The organism is Acidovorax sp. Leaf191 (assembly GCF_001424425.1).
Taxonomy (GTDB): Bacteria; Pseudomonadota; Gammaproteobacteria; order Burkholderiales; family Burkholderiaceae_C; genus Acidovorax.
The window spans coordinates 360631-378236 of the sequence record NZ_LMPT01000018.1; the positions used below are offsets into that span (position 1 = coordinate 360631).

At 64.7% G+C, this 17606-nt stretch carries 14 protein-coding genes and 1 tRNA gene; 5 read left to right on the plus strand and 10 right to left on the minus strand.

The window, feature by feature from the left end; genetic code table 11:
- Nucleotides 1-267: 267 nt before the first annotated feature.
- From ASG27_RS27295 to ASG27_RS13285, 4 genes are all read left to right on the plus strand, one after another.
- Nucleotides 268-663 (plus strand): tyrosine-type recombinase/integrase, encoded by a 396-nt coding sequence (locus ASG27_RS27295; RefSeq protein ID WP_200912431.1) that lies wholly within the window; start codon nt 268-270, stop codon nt 661-663.
- Nucleotides 660-1331, plus strand: a complete 672-nt coding sequence (locus tag ASG27_RS27300) for a tyrosine-type recombinase/integrase (RefSeq protein ID WP_200912432.1) — start codon at nt 660-662, stop codon at nt 1329-1331. Before ASG27_RS27295 ends, ASG27_RS27300 begins: the two co-directional genes overlap by 4 nt.
- A 684-nt stretch (nt 1332-2015) precedes the next feature.
- Nucleotides 2016-2459 carry a hypothetical protein gene (locus ASG27_RS13280; protein WP_056417850.1) on the plus strand — a complete coding sequence of 148 codons (444 nt, stop codon included), beginning with the start codon at nt 2016-2018 and terminating at the stop codon, nt 2457-2459.
- Nucleotides 2460-2865: 406 nt separating this feature from the next.
- Nucleotides 2866-3204 (plus strand): hypothetical protein, encoded by a 339-nt coding sequence (locus ASG27_RS13285; RefSeq protein ID WP_156388139.1) that lies wholly within the window; start codon nt 2866-2868, stop codon nt 3202-3204.
- Between the two features lie 1475 nt (nt 3205-4679).
- Here ASG27_RS13285 and ASG27_RS26760 read toward each other — a convergent pair.
- Both ASG27_RS26760 and ASG27_RS26765 read right to left on the minus strand, forming a co-directional pair.
- Entirely contained in the window at nt 4680-5150 is a 471-nt protein-coding gene (locus tag ASG27_RS26760; RefSeq protein ID WP_156371527.1) for a hypothetical protein, read from the minus strand.
- Nucleotides 5151-5235: 85 nt separating this feature from the next.
- On the minus strand, nt 5236-5661 hold the full coding sequence (locus tag ASG27_RS26765; RefSeq protein WP_156370746.1) for a hypothetical protein: 426 nt from the start codon (nt 5659-5661) through the stop codon (nt 5236-5238).
- A gap of 239 nt (nt 5662-5900) precedes the next feature.
- Here ASG27_RS26765 and ASG27_RS26770 point away from each other — a divergent pair, with 239 nt between their 5' ends.
- A complete protein-coding gene (locus ASG27_RS26770; RefSeq protein ID WP_156370748.1) occupies nt 5901-6299 on the plus strand; it encodes a DUF6228 family protein in 399 nt (132 codons plus the stop codon).
- A gap of 193 nt (nt 6300-6492) precedes the next feature.
- Here ASG27_RS26770 and ASG27_RS13295 read toward each other — a convergent pair whose 3' ends face one another.
- The 8 genes from ASG27_RS13295 to ASG27_RS13330 form a co-directional block, all read right to left on the minus strand.
- The gene (locus ASG27_RS13295) at nt 6493-7140 is read right to left on the minus strand and encodes a hypothetical protein (protein WP_056417861.1); all 648 of its coding nucleotides are present in this window, start codon (nt 7138-7140) and stop codon (nt 6493-6495) included.
- 660 nt (nt 7141-7800) lie between these two features.
- Nucleotides 7801-7875, minus strand: a tRNA-Arg gene (locus tag ASG27_RS13300).
- A 58-nt stretch (nt 7876-7933) separates the two neighbouring features.
- Complete coding sequence (locus ASG27_RS13305; protein WP_056417865.1) at nt 7934-12463, minus strand: translocation/assembly module TamB domain-containing protein; 4530 nt, start codon at nt 12461-12463, stop codon at nt 7934-7936.
- The gene (locus ASG27_RS13310) at nt 12463-14379 is read right to left on the minus strand and encodes an autotransporter assembly complex protein TamA (RefSeq protein WP_442854091.1); all 1917 of its coding nucleotides are present in this window, start codon (nt 14377-14379) and stop codon (nt 12463-12465) included. Before ASG27_RS13310 ends, ASG27_RS13305 begins: the two co-directional genes overlap by 1 nt.
- Before the next feature lie 207 nt (nt 14380-14586).
- On the minus strand, nt 14587-15774 hold the full coding sequence (locus tag ASG27_RS13315; RefSeq protein ID WP_056417868.1) for a vWA domain-containing protein: 1188 nt from the start codon (nt 15772-15774) through the stop codon (nt 14587-14589).
- Nucleotides 15775-15795: 21 nt separating this feature from the next.
- Nucleotides 15796-16395: a GNAT family N-acetyltransferase gene (locus ASG27_RS13320; protein ID WP_056417871.1), complete on the minus strand. Its 600-nt coding sequence runs from the start codon at nt 16393-16395 to the stop codon at nt 15796-15798.
- 60 nt (nt 16396-16455) lie between these two features.
- Nucleotides 16456-16689: a hypothetical protein gene (locus ASG27_RS13325; protein ID WP_056417874.1), complete on the minus strand. Its 234-nt coding sequence runs from the start codon at nt 16687-16689 to the stop codon at nt 16456-16458.
- 22 nt (nt 16690-16711) lie between these two features.
- Complete coding sequence (locus ASG27_RS13330) at nt 16712-17566, minus strand: AAA family ATPase (protein ID WP_056417878.1); 855 nt, start codon at nt 17564-17566, stop codon at nt 16712-16714.
- Nucleotides 17567-17606 lie beyond the last annotated feature (40 nt).

Consider the following 17606-nt stretch of genomic DNA (forward strand, 5'->3'; position numbering starts at 1 on the left):
TTGACGGAGGACTGGGCTCGGTCTTGGCACGTTCAGCGCTTGCAAAGGGGCGCCAATGAAACCGCACTCCTTGGGACATAGCTCCCAGATATGCCCTCAATTTTGCTGGGAGGAGCGTGGAAGGAGCTGAAGGGCCCCCCAGCCCTTTTTGGTGCCCCCTTGCAACTCACCGACACGAAGCTCCGCACCCTCACAGAACCCGGCAAACACTCAGACGGCCTGGGCCTCTACCTCGAAATCACCAAGGCAGGCGGGCGCTACTAGCGCATGAAGTACCGCTTCGCCGGAAAAGAAAAGCGTCTGGCTTTCGGCGTGTACCCCGACATCAGTTTGAAGATGGCCAGGGAGTCCGCTACCAAAGCCCGCAAGCTGCTGCAAGACAACCAAGACCCCGGCGAGGCCCGCAAGGAGCAAAAGGCCCGTGTCATCCACGAAAATCGCAACACCCTCGAAGCCGTGGCCCGCGACTGGATCGAACACCAGTCGGCCCGCTGGGAGCCCGTCACCATGGGCCGTATTCAAGTCTCACTCGAAAACGACATCTTCCCCACTCTGGGCTCGCGCCCCATGGCCAGCCTCAAAGCCCGCGATGTGATGGAAGCCGTCAAGCAGGTCGAAGCAAGGGGGCCGCCGACCAGGCCGGCCGCTTGCTGCAGCGCGTGAAAGCCATCTATCGATGGGCCGTCACGCACCAGCGCATCGACACCAACCCCATGCTCGACCTGGTGCCCTCGGAAATCTTGAAGCCGCGCACCGTCCAACACCGGGCCGCCCTGGCAGAGAAAGAGCTACCCGAGTTCATGCGCAAGCTCGCAGCCTATGACGGTGCCCCCAGCATCGTGTTGGGCCTGCGCATGCTCATGCTCACAGCCTGCAGGCCCGGGGAAGTGCGCGGCGCGCGCTGGGTGGAGTTCGACCGCAAGGCGGCCCTGTGGACCATCCCAGCAGAGCGCATGAAGATGCGCGAGGAACACCGCGTGCCCCTGTCCAAACAGGCTCTCGAAGTGCTGGGCAAGATCGAAGCCATCAGCGGTGGCCGCGAGCTGGTGTTCCCCAGCCCGTACTACCCCAGCAAGCCACTGAGCGAGAACACCTTCAACTCAGCACTCGCGCGCATGGGATACAAGACCATCGCCACGGCCCACGGGTTCCGGGCCTTGTTCTCGACCGTGGCCAACGAGCACGGGTGGAACCCGGATGTGATCGAGCGACAGCTTGCGCACCGGGAGCAGAACGAGATTCGGGCCGCGTATCACCGCACTACGTACATGGCCGACCGGATCAAGCTGATGCAGTGGTGGGCGGACCACTTGGGAGGCGGAGTTCGCTAAGTCTGGTCTTAGTGTCGCTTCGACCGCAAGCAGTCGGTCAAACCGCCCGCTTGGTTTACTGCTTCAGGCTGATCTGAGCCATTGGTGTCGCCCGCCTGGGTGGCAGTCGGTCGCCACGGCCTTAGTCAACAAGGGCATCATCCAAGGCCGACTGAAGCCACCACGAAGCTAGTACAGCCCCGCGCGGCCCCGGTGTCCTCGCAGCATCCCCAGGCTCGTGCCATTCACCCCTTGGCGGCCTCGCCAGCGCCCTCAGCAGTACCCCCGCCCCAAACCCTGGCGCGCTATCGAGACCCCGCCTCGTCTGAACTTTTGATCGACCGTTTCTGCCTACTCTGCCGAGTTGCTGCAACTCAAAATCGGCCCAGCTGTCTCTGTTGGCAGTTAGTGCCGCGCGCCAAACGGCCAGACTGGCTATCTGTATTCTCCGAAGGCCTCGAGAACCCCGGCGCGCAGTGTGCCCCGCGCCTGCCCTCTCGCTAGACAACACGCTTTTGACGTGCTGATCGGAACGGCTAAAACGCCAGCTGGCTTGAGAGTTGGGGGGGCGCCATAGCCTTTGGCTGACGTGTTTTGACGGCTTTTGTCGCCCATAGATAGGCGAGATAGAAAGCCCGGTTACGTTACGGACTTATGATGAGTGTGAGACGGAATTCGGCCAGAAGCGGACTTTTCAATACTGCTATGACATCAGGTTCCATAGACACTGCACATTGCAAAACGTCGGACCGCGTTCTCGAACTTCTGCTATCGCTTGACCACGGTGCTGATCTGGATCTACTGGACGACCGTGAGGTTCTGGCAAAGCTTTTGGCCAGTCCCGAGCAGCAAGAGGTCGCCGCAAAAATTCGGCTTCTTTTGGAGGCGTATGTTTATGAGCAATCCCTCGAATTCAATGAAGCGGCGAGTGGCAAATCGGCCGTGTATAAAGCCTATCTCACTAAACAAGCTGCTCAGCCGCTTCGGCGGAACGAGAACTCCAAGAGATTTCGGGATGCCTTGCGAGACCTCCTCGAATCAGATCGCATCTTTCAGCTTCTTCCCAATGAAGCAAACCCCGACGTCGTGGAGGTGCGCCGCCAGCTCAACATGTTGAACTTGAATTCGGCCAAACGCCAAACGAATTGAATTCGATGTTTGCTGTAGGGCTGAACACGGGACCGCTTTGGGCCCGCTAGCGTCCCTCGGCGTGGGGCAGAATCCGGCCAAGAGCAGACTCCGGTAGAGCGCATAAGCGGTCATTTCAATTCACCGGCGGAACTACCCTAGTAGCGCACATGTGTTCCGAGATTCCAGACCTGTGAGAGGCGCAGGCTATTTCTCGCATGGCATCTTGGACACTGTTGGTCGTCCAGGAGAGGTAGGAATTCAGCTTCCAAGCGAAACAGCCCCTTTTCTGATGCCTCGACCACCATATCGCGGAAGCCTGGATGTTGTTGCAGCGCATTCGCCAGCGGCAGGGTCTCAGGCACTTGCCCGCTAACGTCCATTCCGTGCGGCAGAATCCGGCCATAAGCCGACATTCATACACGCGTTGAAGATGACACCTGAATTTGCTGAAGCTCTGAAAGCCAAGATGGACGCATTTCTATCTTGGTCCTCCCACCGTCCTGCAGCGGATGGCCGCCTTGTGAAGTACGAGGGCGTTCTGTTTGTTGGTGCTATGGACGTGCCTTTTGACGAGTTGTCAGAAGAGGTTGAAGGCTTGTTCTGCGAGGGGTACGCCCTCGATTGGAGCGAGCACCTCGGCAGAATTTATCTCGTCGCATGGGAAGCTACTGACCCGGTGGTGCCATGGGAACTTATCTACCAAGAGAAAGACTTGGTGGACATCAAGGTGCTTATGGCCGCAGAACAGAACGGTCAAGAATAGGTCTTGGTGAGCCAGCTACAACCTTCGGCTGTGGGGCAGAATCCGGCCAGGAGCAGCCTGTGGAAGCGAATGGAAGCAGACGCTCAACGCCCAGTTAGGCTGGTGGCTGGCGCGAGTGAGCTGAGCATTTTCACTCTGCCTCGATGGATGCGTCAGCAACCGAACCGCTGGGCTTGAATCTTACGACCAATGTGCTGTGCCGCCAGTCCCAGTGGCACTGGCCGAGGCCATAGCGGAGTTGGGTGGCGTGTCCGGCCTCAGCTTGCCCCAGTTGCTCAAGTATTTTCTCTTTGGATAGACCTGGAAGTCCGCCGCTCTGAACGAGTGTCAGCGCCATGCCACCACGGACGCAGCCTGGGTCGTTTAGAAGAGTCTGGTCCGAGCGCTCTTGCCATTGATGTGCGTTGAATGGTTCGGGCTCTGCGTGAACGGCGCTAATGTGCCTGTAGCCAATAGCTGCGATGGCGAGTACGACCACGATGGCTGCGAGCGAGAGATATCTACGCATAGGGGGCCTAACGTCGGGCGTAACCGGCGACCAATGAACGGCGCCGCATTGCGGCGGGACGACTTTGGGCGTCCGCGTTGACGGACCTGTTAAATCTGCGGCGCCAACCCAGTTGGAACGCGTGCGCAACTCTTCGCGAATTCAATATGCCACCCCAGAAAGAGCCCAAACACGCCGACCCCCGCTGCGACTGAAGACCATATTGCAATCTCGCGACGCGCTCTGGGCGAGATGTGCGACGAGACATATTTCCTTGAACCCAGGACTGCCCCAACAACTATCGTCGAAGACTTGCCGCTGGTCAGGGCGCACGCTCGGGCAATGGCCTCCTCCGCTTCCTCGCGGGTCCGAAAGACATTGTCAGAATGCCACGGAAAGACCTCAATTCGCTGTTCTCGGCCATCCTTGGTTTGAACCGAAGCCGTCAATTCGAAGAGAGGCTCCAATGACTCAGCGGTGGAACTGCGGCCAATCTGAAACTGAACAGGCTCACTGACGTGCTCGAAAGACGAGCGCATCACCTTCCAATACGGATACAAATAGTGCAGCCCGCCTACCGACAGCGCGAGGAGGAGCAAGCATTCAGACCACATCGCGTTTCCGCAATTTAACGTGATGTATCCCGCAAAACCTGCGGGATACACTGGACCGTGCGGGATATTCTGGACACTGATTTCTCCTGGAAGCGGCTTGCAGCATAGGTTTGCAAGGAGTGCCCTGCTCAAATGTCCAGGTATAAAGACTCCATGAAACCCGGCACGCCTTAAGTCAGCAAACTATAGCTTGCAGTTGTCAGACAGCGGGATTTCCAACAGCAGCGTGCAGCGGGTCAAAGGCAGCTTCCGGGTGGTGCCTCGCAACGGCGGCTCAGGGCCCAAAGCCGCCTAACGTTCGTCGCCAAAGCAGACGCTCAACAGCTAATCTACGCCATCTACGCCATCTACGCCATCTACGCCATCTACGCCATCTACGCCATTGGTCCGTTCCGGTGATAGCCCACCGTCAAATTGAGTCGTTCATGCTGCTGCCCAACTGCCTTCCTCGATAGCAACAAAATGACAAAGCCCGGACGCAAGAATTGCGTCCAGCAATCCCCGTTTCTAATGTTGGACGCGAGAAACGGCCCGCAGGCAGCCTCGATTCTTTCTACGGCATTGGGCACCCCGCCCAACGGAACTCGAAGCCAGCAGGAAAGTGCTTTCAGCGGCTGCTTTCCGTCTATGTCAAAGATGAACCTCAAGGGCAGATGCCCGACCAACTCAGTGCCGAAGAGCTTGCCCGGACTCTTCACGCTGTATTCGAGACAAGCAGTGCCGGCTTCAGTCCGTCGATTCCACTTGCCACCGGGGTGGGCTAGTTCGAGGTCTTCATGGGAGACGTCCCAGGAGACACCAAGCAGTCCCTGTTCAAGTTTTGGGTCGGACATAGAGTTGTTCATCTAAGGGCTGCTTCTGGCCGGAGTCTGCCCCACAGCGAGGGACGCTAGCGGGCCAATGCAGTCTTTAGCTCTATCTGCAAGTGCTTTAGTTGGGCACTTTCACTCTACCAACCTCTCGACCGTCAACGCGCACGATTAGGTGTGTTCCAGACCAGATAGCAGTCGGTTTACTTTTCATCGACTTGATTTCCCCAAGGTGGACGACAGTAAGCAATTGGCAGTCATCGTTGAGAGGCCCGCATGCGTAGTACCAGCCAACAGCTCTGATAATTCCCGACCCTTGCATACCGTAGAACGCGACGATTCGTCCCGCCTCACCCTTTCGGACTGGCTTACTTTCAACTTCATAGTGCGGATATGCCTGAGCAAACCATTTTTTTGCCGCTTCAAGATTTGAAAATTCAGCGGGCTCCGTTTGCGCGAAACCAGCGGATGCAGATAGCGCAAAAGCCGACACGATGACGCTCCGAAGCCAACGCTGCTTTTTGCCTCCATAGGCCAACTTGGTCATATACAGTGCTAAGCGAAGTTGATGTCACGGTCGTGGGGCTGCTGTTGGCCGAATTCTGACCCACAGCGAGGGGCGCTAGCGGGGCCCGCAGCAGACGCTGGGCGCCCAGAACAAAACCTATCATGGCATTCGCACACCGGCCTATTCCTAGTCCGATACGTGCAGCCAGAGAACCCGGGCCTTGCGATGTTGAAGCGATACTTGTCTAGGCTGAGTTTCCAAATTGCCGAGCGTTTTACATGCTGTCTATCAAATCTACCTCGTCAAATCGTGAGTTGCAAATCCGCAGGGGCCAGGGCGGCTACTTCATCGTTGAGATATTGGGACATCGCGTAGCCGCCCAAACAGAAGTTTGGATTGACGACGACGCCCCTAGTTTGGGGCGCTTTTTTACTGATCTTGGCGCGAAAAAAGCACCTTGGAATAGCGCTCTCGAATGGGGGTCACTTGAAGGCGATCTTTACTTCTCTGTCACTTGCACATCGCTTGGGAGTGTGACATTCGACATCCGCCTCGAGGGCATGCCTGGAGCGCCGGAGAAGTGGAGTGTGCACGCCGGACTTGAGACCGAGTTCGGGCAACTCACAAGAATCGCTAGCGAAGCGCAGGAACTGGTGGAAGCCAATAGCGCCTACTAACTGGATCTCGTCTGGAAGCTACATAAGCTTCGCAAACTAACCGCTGAAATACCAGTTGCTCGCCCGCTATTAGGCACCCGCAAACGGCTGCTTTTGGCCGAATTCTGCCCCAAGCAAAAAGGCCCCGACATCACTGCCGGGGCCTTTTGTTTTTCAGAGCCAGGCGCACACCTGGCTCGCTTCATCGTGACGCTCAGGCCGCCGCAGCCGCCTCAGCCTCCGCACGCTGCAGCCGCATCGCCTGCACCGGTGTGAGGTACGCCCGCCCCGCGAACGGCCCCAACTGCAGCGGTCCCAGCGCTTCGACCTCAGGCTGCTCTTGGGCTTCAGGCAACTGCTTGGCCACCGCCACCAGCCGGTTCCACACGAACTTCATGCGATGCTCCCGCGCGTCCTGCACATGGCGTTCGACCTCGACAGCATCCGATACATGCGCCAGCAGCGCCAAGGCCCGAGAAAGCCTGTCTTCGGACGCTGCCAGGGCCTTGAACACCTCCAGCCGTGCATAGGCCGCATAGGCCATGTCATGGGCGTTGGCATAGGACTGCGCAGCACGCGAAGCACTGGCCCGCAGGGGCAGCGCAGTGCGCTCCGAATCAGCCAGCGCCTCGCGCAGTTCTTCGGCAATGGCCACTGCGTCGTTCTTCTTAAACAGAGCGTCTTTCACGGCCTTGGTCTTCTCGTAGTTCGCAGCCGCGAGCAACTGCTTGAACTCCACGGTGGCGGCCTCTGCCGTGGCCTCATGGGTGGCGATCTTGCTGCGCAGGTCCGCATGGCGCTGCATCAGCTCCGCGTACTCCTTGCCCGCGCCTTCATTGAACTCCGCGCAGGCCTTGAGCAACTTCTCCAGCGCGCTGTCGTAGGCCGCCTGGGCTTGGGCCAGCTCGTCGTGAATCGGGGGTGATGTTGTGGGATGTGGTTGTCTGTGGATGAGTGCATGCCTCTATGGTCATGGACGGACGGCCGTGGACAAACGAGTGCTGCATGTGCGTGCGCTCTAAACATGCTGAAGTTGGGCGAAGTGGGCGGGTCGGACGCCGAAAGGCGGACTTTGGGGCCGGTGGTCAGCTCGCCGCTTGGTGGGTTTGGTGGGTTTGGGGGGGGTTGTGGACGGCTAATCGCACGCACAAAAAATTGGCTCAGGGGCCGGAGAGGTTAGGGCGTCCGGTCAGGTTTGGGGGCACAAACCGGAGTGGCGGGGGGGCACATCCGGGCCGAACTGGGGGCACAACCGGCGGGCGGGTGGTGGGTTCGGTGGGTTTCAGGGGCTTGTTTTGGCCTGCTGGCGCGAAAAAGAACGCCCTCTGCCATGGGGCATCTGCGCCTCTGGTGGGAGCATAAAAGAAATGTGCCCCGCTTTTGAAAAATGTGCCCACAAATGTGCCCCCAAGTTGCGCGGATGGGGGTGGATGGGGCTGGACGGGTGCGGACAGCTAAGTTGCTGATTTCAAAAGGGAAATAAAAAAGTCCGGAAGAGTTTGGACTCTTGCGGACTGGCCACTGGTCCCTTCGACAGGAATCGAACCTGTATCTAGCGCTTAGGAGGCACTCGTTCTATCCATTGAACTACGAAGAGACAGCCGCGCATTGTAGGGGCTGCGCGGGGCAGTTCCTGGCGGCCTGGTACGCCCGCCTCAGTCGTACTTCACGGTATAGATCAGATCCACCGCGCTCTTCTCCCCCGTCTGCCCGCGCAGCGTCAGGCGGCGCGACAGGTCGTAGAAGATATACAGCGTGCCCAGCGTGCCCGACAGGCTGCGTTCGTACGTCACGTACAGATCCTTGGACAAGCGCTTGCCAAAAGTGAGTGCAGCGCCCGTGGCGTCTTCGCCGGAGCCGGGGCCCTTGAAGCCGATTTCGTCCAGGCCCACGCGGTTGGCGATGTTGGCGGCGGTGTTGTTGCCGCCGCCGCCTCGGCCCAGCAGGGCCAGGGCGGCTTGTTGCAGCACGGCGGCTTCGGCGCCGCCGGCGGCGGCGTTGCGGCCCAGGACCACCCACGACAGCTTTTCGGCGTCGGGCAGTTCGGGGTCCGAATACAGGCGCACGCGCGGGGCCTGGGCGCTGCCAGTGACCTGCACGCCCGCGCGCACGCTGATGTTGGGGCGCAGGGCCAGGATGTCGAGCGACGGGTTGTTGTACGGGCCGTTGAAGCGGATGAGGCCGGTCTCCACGTCCAGCATCTGGCCCCAGGCGCGGTAGCGGCCCTCTTCGGTGCGCACCTCGCCGGTCACGCGCGGCGGGGCGCCGGCCACGGCGCTGCTGCGGATGTCCACTTCGCCGGTCAGGCGCGTGGTGATGCCGTGGCCATGCAGCGCGAAGTCGCGGCCCAGGTTGAGGGTGATGGCGATGTCGGGGGGCTTGGCGGTTTCGGCCTGCGCGGCCACCTGGTTGGCGCGGGCGGCGGCCTGGGCCTTGGCCTGGTCTTCCTTGTCCTTGGCGGCAGACCGCACGACCACGTCCGAGCCCAGGCTGGGCGCGCTTTCGTCGGGCAGGATGATGGTGGCGCGGTCGGTGGTCAGCTTGCCGCGCAGGCTGATCTGGCCTTGCTGCAGCTGGGCCTTCAGCTCGCCCGACACGCTGATCTGGCGGTCGGCGCGTACCAGCACCTGCAGGGCCTTGGCCTCGGCCTGCATGGCCATGGCGATGCCCGACATGCCGTTGCCCGCCTGGCCCCAGGTGATGCGGCCAGAGCCCGTGAGGGTGCCGCCGTCCTGCGGCGCGGCGGTGCGGTTGCCGCTGAAACCTGCGATGCGTGCGCCGCTGCCGCGCCCGCCCTGCAGGCGGAACTCGGTGATGTCCAGTTGGTTGCCGCTCAAATTGGCGCGCAGGCGGCCGCCTTGCAGGTCCACGCCGTCGACCACGGAGCGCACGGCCAGTTCGTCGGCACCCAGCGTGCCGGCCCAGCGGGGTGCGTCGCGCGTGCCGGACAAGGTGGCGCTGGCGTCCAGCGTGCCGCGCACGCGCCAGCCGGGCGGTGCCAGGGCAGACCACACACCCACGTCCGGCAGGCGGGCGCGCAGCGTGCCGGCCAGGGGGGCGTCGGCCGCCCAGGTGATGGCGGCCAGGTCGGTGCCCGCGCTGCCACCGGCCAGGGTGAGCCGGGTGCTGGCGCTGGCATCGATCTCGCCGGCGCGGTCGCTGGCCCAGGCCAGACGTGCGCGCAGCGCGTCGCCTTCCACATCGATCGACACCTCGGCCTGGCGCACACCGGCGGGCGTGCCCGCGGCTGGGGTGGACGTGGCCTCGGTGGCGATCACGGTGGTGGCGCCGGCACCCGCGCCCTGGCCGCTGCTTTGTACGGCAGTGACGGCAGTTGGGTCGCCCGCCAGGATGCGCAGGTCGCCGCTGGCGCGCCGCAGGCTGGCGCTGGCACGCAGCGCACTGGTGGTGTCCAGGTTCCATTGGCCATCCAGCACCAGGGTGCTGCCCAGGCCCATGCGGGCCAGCAGCGGCTGCGTGGGGCGGCCCGCTGCTGCGGGTGTGCCGCCCATGCCCAGCGCATCCACCCAGGCCATGGGCAGGCCCTGCAGGGTGCCCTGTGTCTGCAGCTGGAATGCGGGGCCGGTGGTGACTCGCACGGGCTGCCAGCGCAGTACCACGGTGCCAGGCTGCGGGCCGGTCAGGCGGGCCTGGCCTGCGGATGTCTGGATGGTCAGTGCGGGCGCGGGCTGGGGCGCGGGGGCGGTGCCACCTTTGGTGTCGTTGTTGTCGTTCCTGTTGCGCCGGCTTGCCGTGCCGGCGGCGGGGGCCGTGCTGGCCGTGGTGTTCACGGTAATGGACAGCGGTTCGGCCAGCTGCACGGCCCAGGGGCCGGGGCGCTGAGCGTCCTGCGCCTGCAGGCGCAGTTCGTTGATCTGTGCTCGCCATTGCGAGGGGGCGGCCAGGCCACCGGACAGTCGGGCCTGCAGGGTGGCGCGCTGCATCTGCTGTGCCTGGCTGGCGTTCAGGCGGGCTTCGCCGTCCACCGACAGGGCGGCCTGCAGTACGTTGCCCGACAGCTCGGCCTTCACGCCGCGCAGTTGCACGGCGGTGGGCCTGCTGCCGGCTTCCTTGGTTGGGGGCAGCGTCAGGTCGAGCTGCGATGTGGCCAGCGTGGCCTGCAGCTCGAAGGCGTCCTTGGTTGCTGGCAAGGCTGCGCCGGTTGGGGCGGCCTGCAGTTGGCGCGCCAGTGTCTGCCAGCCGCCCTTCCAGCGCGCGGTGACCGACGCTGCGCCCTTGGCCGTGGCACCCTGCAGCGCGTCCTGTGCTGCGCTGCCGGCGAACGGCAGGCTGGTGAGCCAGCGCTGCGTGGCATCCAGGTCGGCCCATTGCACCTGCAGGTCGCCAGCGCCGGTGGTGGGTGCGATGCTGCCTTGCGCCCGGGCCGTGGCGCCCGGCACGGTGATGGCAAGCTGGCCCTGCACGGCGGGGCCGGCCAGGGCGATGCGCACACCGGTGCCTTCGGCGCGCGCCTGCAGTGCATCCACCAGCAGGCGGTCGAGCTGCACCGTGCCGCCACCGGTCTGGGCCCCGTGTTGCCAACTTCCCTGCGCCGCCAGGGTCTGGATGCTGAGCAGGGCAGGGCGGCCCTTGGTGGCCCGTGCAGACGCTGCAGCGGGGCCCGACGCACGGATGTCTGCGCTGAAGCGCACCTGGTCGCCCTGCGTCTGTGCGCTGGCGCGGCCTGCCAGCGGCACGGCAGCCATGGCGGTGTGCAGCAGGTCGGGGCGCAGGTTGCGCAGTTCGGCCTGGCCCTCCAGCGCCTGGGTGGATGGCGTGTAGTGACCTTGCAGCGTGGCCGTGCCGGTGCCTGCGCTGGCAACGGCGCTGGGCACGGTCCAGCGGGTGCCATCGTAGCTGGCGTCTGCCTGCAGCGCGGACAGAGGCAGGCGGCCCTGGTCCCACGGGCCCGCCAGGTCGTTGCGCAACTGGGCTTGCAGCGTCCATCCGGTGGTCGGTGCCGGCGACACTGGGGCAGGCACGGGTGGGGCACTGCCCTGCGTGCTGGTGGGTGGATGGGGTGCGGGTGGCTGCTGCGTGGTGTTTGCTGCGGGGGTGATCGCCACCGGACCGGCCGTCACCGTGCCATGCAACTGTGTGCTGGGTGCCTGGGGCCAGAGTGCGGCCAGGTCCACGGCGCGCAGCGCTGCGGTGGCGGCCTGCAGGGGCTGGGCGGTCCATGGGGTGACTGTGGCCGTCAGGTCGGCCTGCATGGGCTCAGCAGGCGGTGGCGTTGGCGTGCGCTGGCCTGCGCGTGGTGTGCGGGTACCGTTGGATGCGGGTTTGGCTGGCTTTGCTGCAGAGGCGGATGATGCAGCCGATGCTGGTGGCGCCACCTCTGCGGCCACCGGGCTGATGCGCGCCTTCAGTTCCAGCTGCGCCGCAGCCGTGGCCAGCGTGCCCTGCAGCGTGGCGTGTGCGCCCAACTGCAGCGCTGCGCCGCCACCGGGCACGGCGGTGTGCACCGCGCCGTCCACCGTGGCGTCCAGCGCCATGGGCGCATCGGCCTGCAGCGTGGCGCTGGCGCTGTAGCGGCCCTGGGCCAGCTCCACGTTGTCGATCTTCAGACGGTGATCGCGCCCGTCGTAGCGGTACGTGCCCTGCAGGCCCAGCACCTGCACGGCCGGCGTGCCTGCCCACTGGATCTCGTCCACCCGAAACGGCACGCCGATCTGCAGCGGCAGCTTGAGCTGCGTGAGGGGTTGTGGTGGCTCGGTGCTGCGCGGTGCGTCCGCGGCCGGTGTGATCTGCACCCGGGCGGCGTGCACCTCGCCCAGCTCCAGGCGCCGTTGCAGCAGGGGCATGAGCTGCCAGCCCAGGGCGATGTCGTTCACCTCCACGGACAGCGCCGGGCTGCTCCAGCGCAGCCAGCCGATGTGCCCGCCGCCGCGCAGTGACCCGCTGACGTCGCGGCTTTCCAGTTGCTGGTCGGCGGGCAGGTACTGCGCGGCGCGTGCCAGTGCCGCCGCCAGCGAGCTGTTGCTGCCGGCCCACCACCACAGGGCTGCGGCGGTGGCGATGAGCAGGGCCACCACGGTGGCCAGCAACCAGCCCAGGCCCCGCAGCGCGCGGCGTACGCGCCGCCGTGGGGGCTTCTTGCGGCCGGACGCGCCAGCGCTGAAATCCGAATACCTGGCGCGTGGCGGAGCGGGGGCTGGAACGGGCGTGGGGTCCTGGTTTGCCATCAGAAGCTGAACCCCAGACGCAGGTGCACCCGCACTTCCTTGGTCTTCACACCGTAGGCCAGGTCGGCCTGCAGCGGGCCCACCGGGCTGCGCCAGCGCACACCCGCGCCCACGCCGACGCGCGGGTCCAGGTCGCCTGCGCGGTCGGCCACCGCGCCTGCGTCCACGAACAGTGTGCTTTCCCAGTCGGTCATCTCACCCTTGTAGACGATGGGGCGCTGCCATTCGACGCTGCCCACGGCCATGTAGCGGCCGCCGTACAGCATGCCGTTGTCGGTGCGGGCGCCGATGCTGCGGTAGCCGTAGCCCCGCACCGTGGTGTCGCCACCGGTCAGAAAGAGCTGCGTCACCGGCACCTGGGCACTGTCGCGCGCCAGCACGGCCCCAGCCTCGGTGCGCACGGCGATGCGGGCATTGCGGCCCTGGCCGGCGTCGTCCTGCACGCGGCCTGCGGGGATGAAGGTCTGCCAGCGCACCAGGGTGCGCACGAAGGGGTCGCGCTCGGGCCGCAGCGTGGTGCCCACGCCCAACTCCACGGCGATGCCGTGGCCGCGCGTGGGTGCGGTCATGTTGTTGAAGTAGCGGCCCGTCCAGCCGTAGTTGAGGCTGACGGCGGTGCCCGACGGCGGTGCGCCCACACCCTGGCTGTTGGCGTAGTCGTACTGCAGGAAGTAGCTGCGGTCGATGGCTTTGGTGCTCTTGCTGCGGCCCGATCGCAGGCGGCCGCTGTTGGTGTCGAAGTCGCCCGTGTCCTCGCGCTGCAATTGGCCGCCGGCGAACCAGCGCCAGCCGTTGGTGTCGGGCAGTGCGGTCCATTCGGTGCTGGCCAGTTTCGTCTCGCGGTCCAGCGACAGCTTGCTCACCGCGCGCCAGCCGATGCCGGGCAGCTTGTTGTGGATGTGCTCCAGCGACAGGCGCGCGCCGCTGTCGGTCGAAAAGCCGGGGCCGAACACCAGCTTTTGCAGCGGCGCTTCGCGCACGTGGGCCACCACCGGGGCGGCCTGCGGGTCGGTGCCTTCGGTGTCGAGCGTGAGGAACACCGCGTCGTAGTAACCGCTGCTGGCCAGGCGCAACTGCGCGTCCAGCAGCTCGGCCTCGTCGTACACCGCGCCCGTGGGCAGGCGCGCCAGGCGGCGGGCGCCATCGGGGTCGTAGCGCTCGCTGCCCTGCACGCGCAGAGGGCCGAAGCGGTAGGCCGGGCCGGGCTCGTAGGTGACGCTCAGCTTGGCCTCGTGCTTGTCGGCGTCGACCTCTGCACGGCTGTTGGCGATGCGGGCGGTGGGGTGGCGGCGGGCCTGCAGCTGGCGCAGGCCATCGGTCTTGGCCGAATCCCACGCCGACTGCGTGAAGGCCTGGCCCGGCGACAGCGACCAGTTGCGCTGCACCCGTTGCTGCTGGCGGGTGGTGGCCTTGGCGTCTTCAGGGTCTGCCGCAGGGTTGCCCGAGAAGTCGATGTCCGCGCTGGCGATGCGGGTCTGCGGCCCGGGCTGCACGGTGACCACCACGGTGCGCGGCGCAGCCTTGGAGTCCGGGGTTTCGGTCAGCTCGACCGTGATGGTGGGCGCAAAGTAACCCATGGTGCCCAGCAGCTCGCGCGCATTGGCGTCAGCCGCGCCCAGCAGGCGCTGCAGCTCGCTGGCGTTGACATCGGGCAGGTTGCGAAAGCGCTGCAGCTCCAGGTGCCGCTCCAGCGTGCCGCGCACGGCATCGGGGGCGCGCACTTCGACCGCGAACGATGGCGACGAAGACTCTGCGATGACGGGCCCCGTGCCCGATGCGCTGTCGCCCTCGTCCTTGTCGACCCCGGGCCGCAGCATGCTGCAGCCTTGCAGGCCGAGCACGCCAACAAGCAGCAACGCCGGCCACAGGGCCGGCGTTGGGGAGATGGCGGTGGGGCGCAGGGGGCTGAAAGGCACGGTGGGCAAGGAGTGTTGGGCGTCCGGGGCGTCAAAAACGGCGTTTCAGGTGTCTTGCACGCCGCACCTGCACCTTGTTGGTGCCCTGCCACTATGCCCTGAAAGTTGGGCGGTCCTTGTCAGACAGCTTCGCTCACTGTGCCCGCTATGCCGAGGCGCCCCCGCCGGTCCCCTGCGCGGTGGGCGCCGGGGGCAGTGCCTGCGGTCCTACTTGGACAGCAGGCGCATGGTCTCTTCCAGCCCCTTGAGCGACAGCGGGTACATGCGGTTGCCCAGCAGCTGCTGGATGATGCTGATGCTCTGGCGGTACTGCCACACGCCCTGGGGCTCGGGGTTGATCCAGGCGTGCTTGGGAAACGCGTGGGTCAGGCGCTGGATCCACTCGGCGCCGGGTTCTTCGTTGTTGTATTCCACGCTGCCACCGGGCTGCAGGATCTCGTACGGGCTCATGGTGGCGTCGCCCACGAAGATCAGCTTGTAGTCGCGGTTGTACTTGCGGATGATGTCCAGGGTCGGGAACTTCTCGGCGAAGCGGCGGCGGTTGTTCTTCCACATGAAGTCGTACACGCAGTTGTGGAAATAGTAGAACTCGAGGTGCTTGAACTCGGACTTCACGGCGCTGAAGAGTTCTTCCACGCGCTGGATGTGTTCGTCCATGGTGCCGCCCACGTCCATCAGCAGCAGCACCTTCACGTTGTTGTGCCGCTCGGGCACCATCTTGATGTCGAGGTACCCCGCGTTGGCGGCGGTGCTGCGGATGGTGTCGGGCAGGTCGAGCTCCAGGTCGTGCCCTTCGCGTGCGAACTTGCGCAGGCGGCGCAGCGCCACCTTGATGTTGCGCGTGCCCAGCTCCTGCTGGTCGTCGTAGTCCTTGTAGGCGCGCTGCTCCCACACCTTGACGGCGCTCTTGTTCTTGCCAGCGCCACCGATGCGCACGCCCTGCGGGTTGTAGCCGCCGTGGCCGAACGGGCTGGTGCCGCCGGTGCCGATCCACTTGCTGCCGCCTTCGTGGCGCTCCTTCTGTTCTTCAAGGCGCTTCTTGAGCGTCTCCATCAGCTCGTCCCAGCCCATCTTCTCGATGGCGGCCTTTTGTTCGGGCGTGAGCTCGTTCTCCAGAATCTTGCGCAGCCAGTCGGCCGGAATGTCCTTGGTGAAGTCGGCCACCATCTCCACGCCCTTGAAGTAGGCGCCGAAGGCCCGGTCGAACTTGTCGTAGTGCTTCTCGTCCTTGACCAGGGTCAGGCGCGAGAGGTTGTAGAAGTCGTCCAGGCTCCAGGCGTCGTCCGAGCGGGGGCCCACCACGCCGGCCTGCAGGGCTTCGAGCAGGGTGAGGTATTCCTTGACCGACACCGGCAGCTTGGCCGCGCGCAGCGTGTAGAAGAAGTCGATGAGCATGTTGTGGGCTCCTGCCGCTGGTCAGGCGGGCGTGTGGCGCTCTAAAAGATATAGCAACTGCGCCCGCGCTTCGGGCCACTCGCCGGCACGCATGCTGTACATCACCGTGTCGCGGATGGTGCCGTCGCGGCGCAGCGCGTGGCCGCGGATGACGCCGTCCTTCCTGGCACCCAGGCGCTCGATGGCGCGCTGCGAGGCGAAGTTGTAGTTGTCGGTGCGCCAGCCCACCACGTGGCAGCCCAGCATGTCGAAAGCATGGCCCATGAGCAGCAGTTTGCAGGTGGTGTTGACGTGGCTGCGCTGCACGCTTTGGCGGTACCAGGTGTAGCCGATCTCCACGCGGCGCACGGCGGGCACGATGTCGTGGAAGCTGCTGGACCCCAGCACCTGGCCGGTGGCTTCGTCGATGACGGCGAAAGCGAAGCGATGGCCTTCCTCGCGGCCTTTGAGCGCGGTGTCGATGTAGGCGCGCGTGTCCTCTGGCTCGGGCACCGAGGTGATGCGCAGCTTCCACAGCTCGCCATCGGCTGCCGCCGCGGCAAGGCCCGCTTCGTGCGACAGCGCCAGGGGCTCCAGGCGCACGCCGCGGCTGCTCAGGGTGACGGGTTCTACAAAGGCCATGTTGCTGTCGTTGCTGTCGTTGCGATTGGTGCTGCCAGAGCGTGCGGTGCCCCAGGCCAGTCAGTCGGGGGTGCGCTCGCGGCGGCTCGCCTGCCAGCGGCGCGCCGCGTGTAGGCCCAGTCCGCCGCCCAGGCCCACCAGGGCAATGCCCAGCAGCGTCTTGGTGCCGTAGCCGGGCGCGAAGATATCGAAGCCCAGCCACTGGCCGATCCAGAAGCCGGCCAGCGCGCCGCCGACGAAACCGATGGCATCGGCAATGCCGTCTGCGAGAGAGGGTGTGTGGGGTGCGCTCATGGGGCCGGGCTTGGCTGCGGCATCAACGATTTCTTTGGTTCATGAACACGAGCTTTTCGAACAGGCTCACATCCTGTTCGTTCTTGAGCAACGCGCCCACCAGCGGCGGCACGGCCACCTTGTTGTCGGCGCTTTGCAGCGCGGTGAGCGGGATGTCCTCGGCCACCAGCAGCTTGAGCCAGTCGAGCAGCTCGCTGGTCGACGGCTTCTTCTTGAGGCCGGGCAGGTTGCGCACGTCGTAGAAGGTCTTCATCGCCACGGACAAGAGCTCGCTCTTGAGCGTGGGGAAGTGCACGCCCACGATCTGGCGCATGGTGTCGGCCTCGGGGAACTTGATGAAGTGAAAGAAGCAGCGGCGCAGGAAGGCGTCGGGCAGTTCTTTTTCGTTGTTGGAGGTGATGAACACCAGCGGGCGGTGCTTGGCCTTGATGAGCTCGCGCGTCTCGTAGCAGTAGAACTCCATGCGGTCGATCTCGCGCAGCAGGTCGTTCGGGAATTCGATGTCGGCCTTGTCGATCTCGTCGATCAGCAGCGCCACGGGCCGGTCGGCCGTGAAGGCCTGCCACAGCACGCCCTGCACGATGTAGTTGCGGATGTCCTTCACGCGGTCGGCGCTGTCGCCATCATTGAGCTGGCTGTCGCGCAGGCGGCTCACGGCGTCATATTCGTACAGGCCCTGCTGGGCCTTGGTGGTCGACTTGATGTGCCATTGCAACAGTGGCATGTCCAGCGCCTGGGCCACTTCTTCGGCCAGCATCGTCTTGCCGGTGCCGGGCTCGCCCTTGATGAGCAGCGGGCGCTGCAGGGTGATGGCTGCGTTCACGGCCAGCATCAGGTCTTGGGTGGCGACGTAGTTCTGGGAACCTTGAAATTTCATGAGGGAAATCACCGGATCGTTGATGGATGGGGCTTGACAG

Coding starts and splice junctions, on each gene's coding strand:
- ASG27_RS27295 (WP_200912431.1), top strand. CDS start 268: ATGAAGTACCGCTTCGCCGGAAAAGAAAAGCGTCTGGCTTTCGGCGTG.
- ASG27_RS13280 (WP_056417850.1), top strand. CDS start 2,016: ATGACATCAGGTTCCATAGACACTGCACATTGCAAAACGTCGGACCGC.
- ASG27_RS26760 (WP_156371527.1), bottom strand. CDS start 5,150: ATGAACAACTCTATGTCCGACCCAAAACTTGAACAGGGACTGCTTGGT.
- ASG27_RS26765 (WP_156370746.1), bottom strand. CDS start 5,661: ATGACCAAGTTGGCCTATGGAGGCAAAAAGCAGCGTTGGCTTCGGAGC.
- ASG27_RS26770 (WP_156370748.1), top strand. CDS start 5,901: ATGCTGTCTATCAAATCTACCTCGTCAAATCGTGAGTTGCAAATCCGC.
- ASG27_RS13305 (WP_056417865.1), bottom strand. CDS start 12,463: ATGGCAAACCAGGACCCCACGCCCGTTCCAGCCCCCGCTCCGCCACGC.
- ASG27_RS13315 (WP_056417868.1), bottom strand. CDS start 15,774: ATGCTCATCGACTTCTTCTACACGCTGCGCGCGGCCAAGCTGCCGGTG.
- ASG27_RS13320 (WP_056417871.1), bottom strand. CDS start 16,395: ATGGCCTTTGTAGAACCCGTCACCCTGAGCAGCCGCGGCGTGCGCCTG.
- ASG27_RS13325 (WP_056417874.1), bottom strand. CDS start 16,689: ATGAGCGCACCCCACACACCCTCTCTCGCAGACGGCATTGCCGATGCC.
- ASG27_RS13330 (WP_056417878.1), bottom strand. CDS start 17,566: ATGAAATTTCAAGGTTCCCAGAACTACGTCGCCACCCAAGACCTGATG.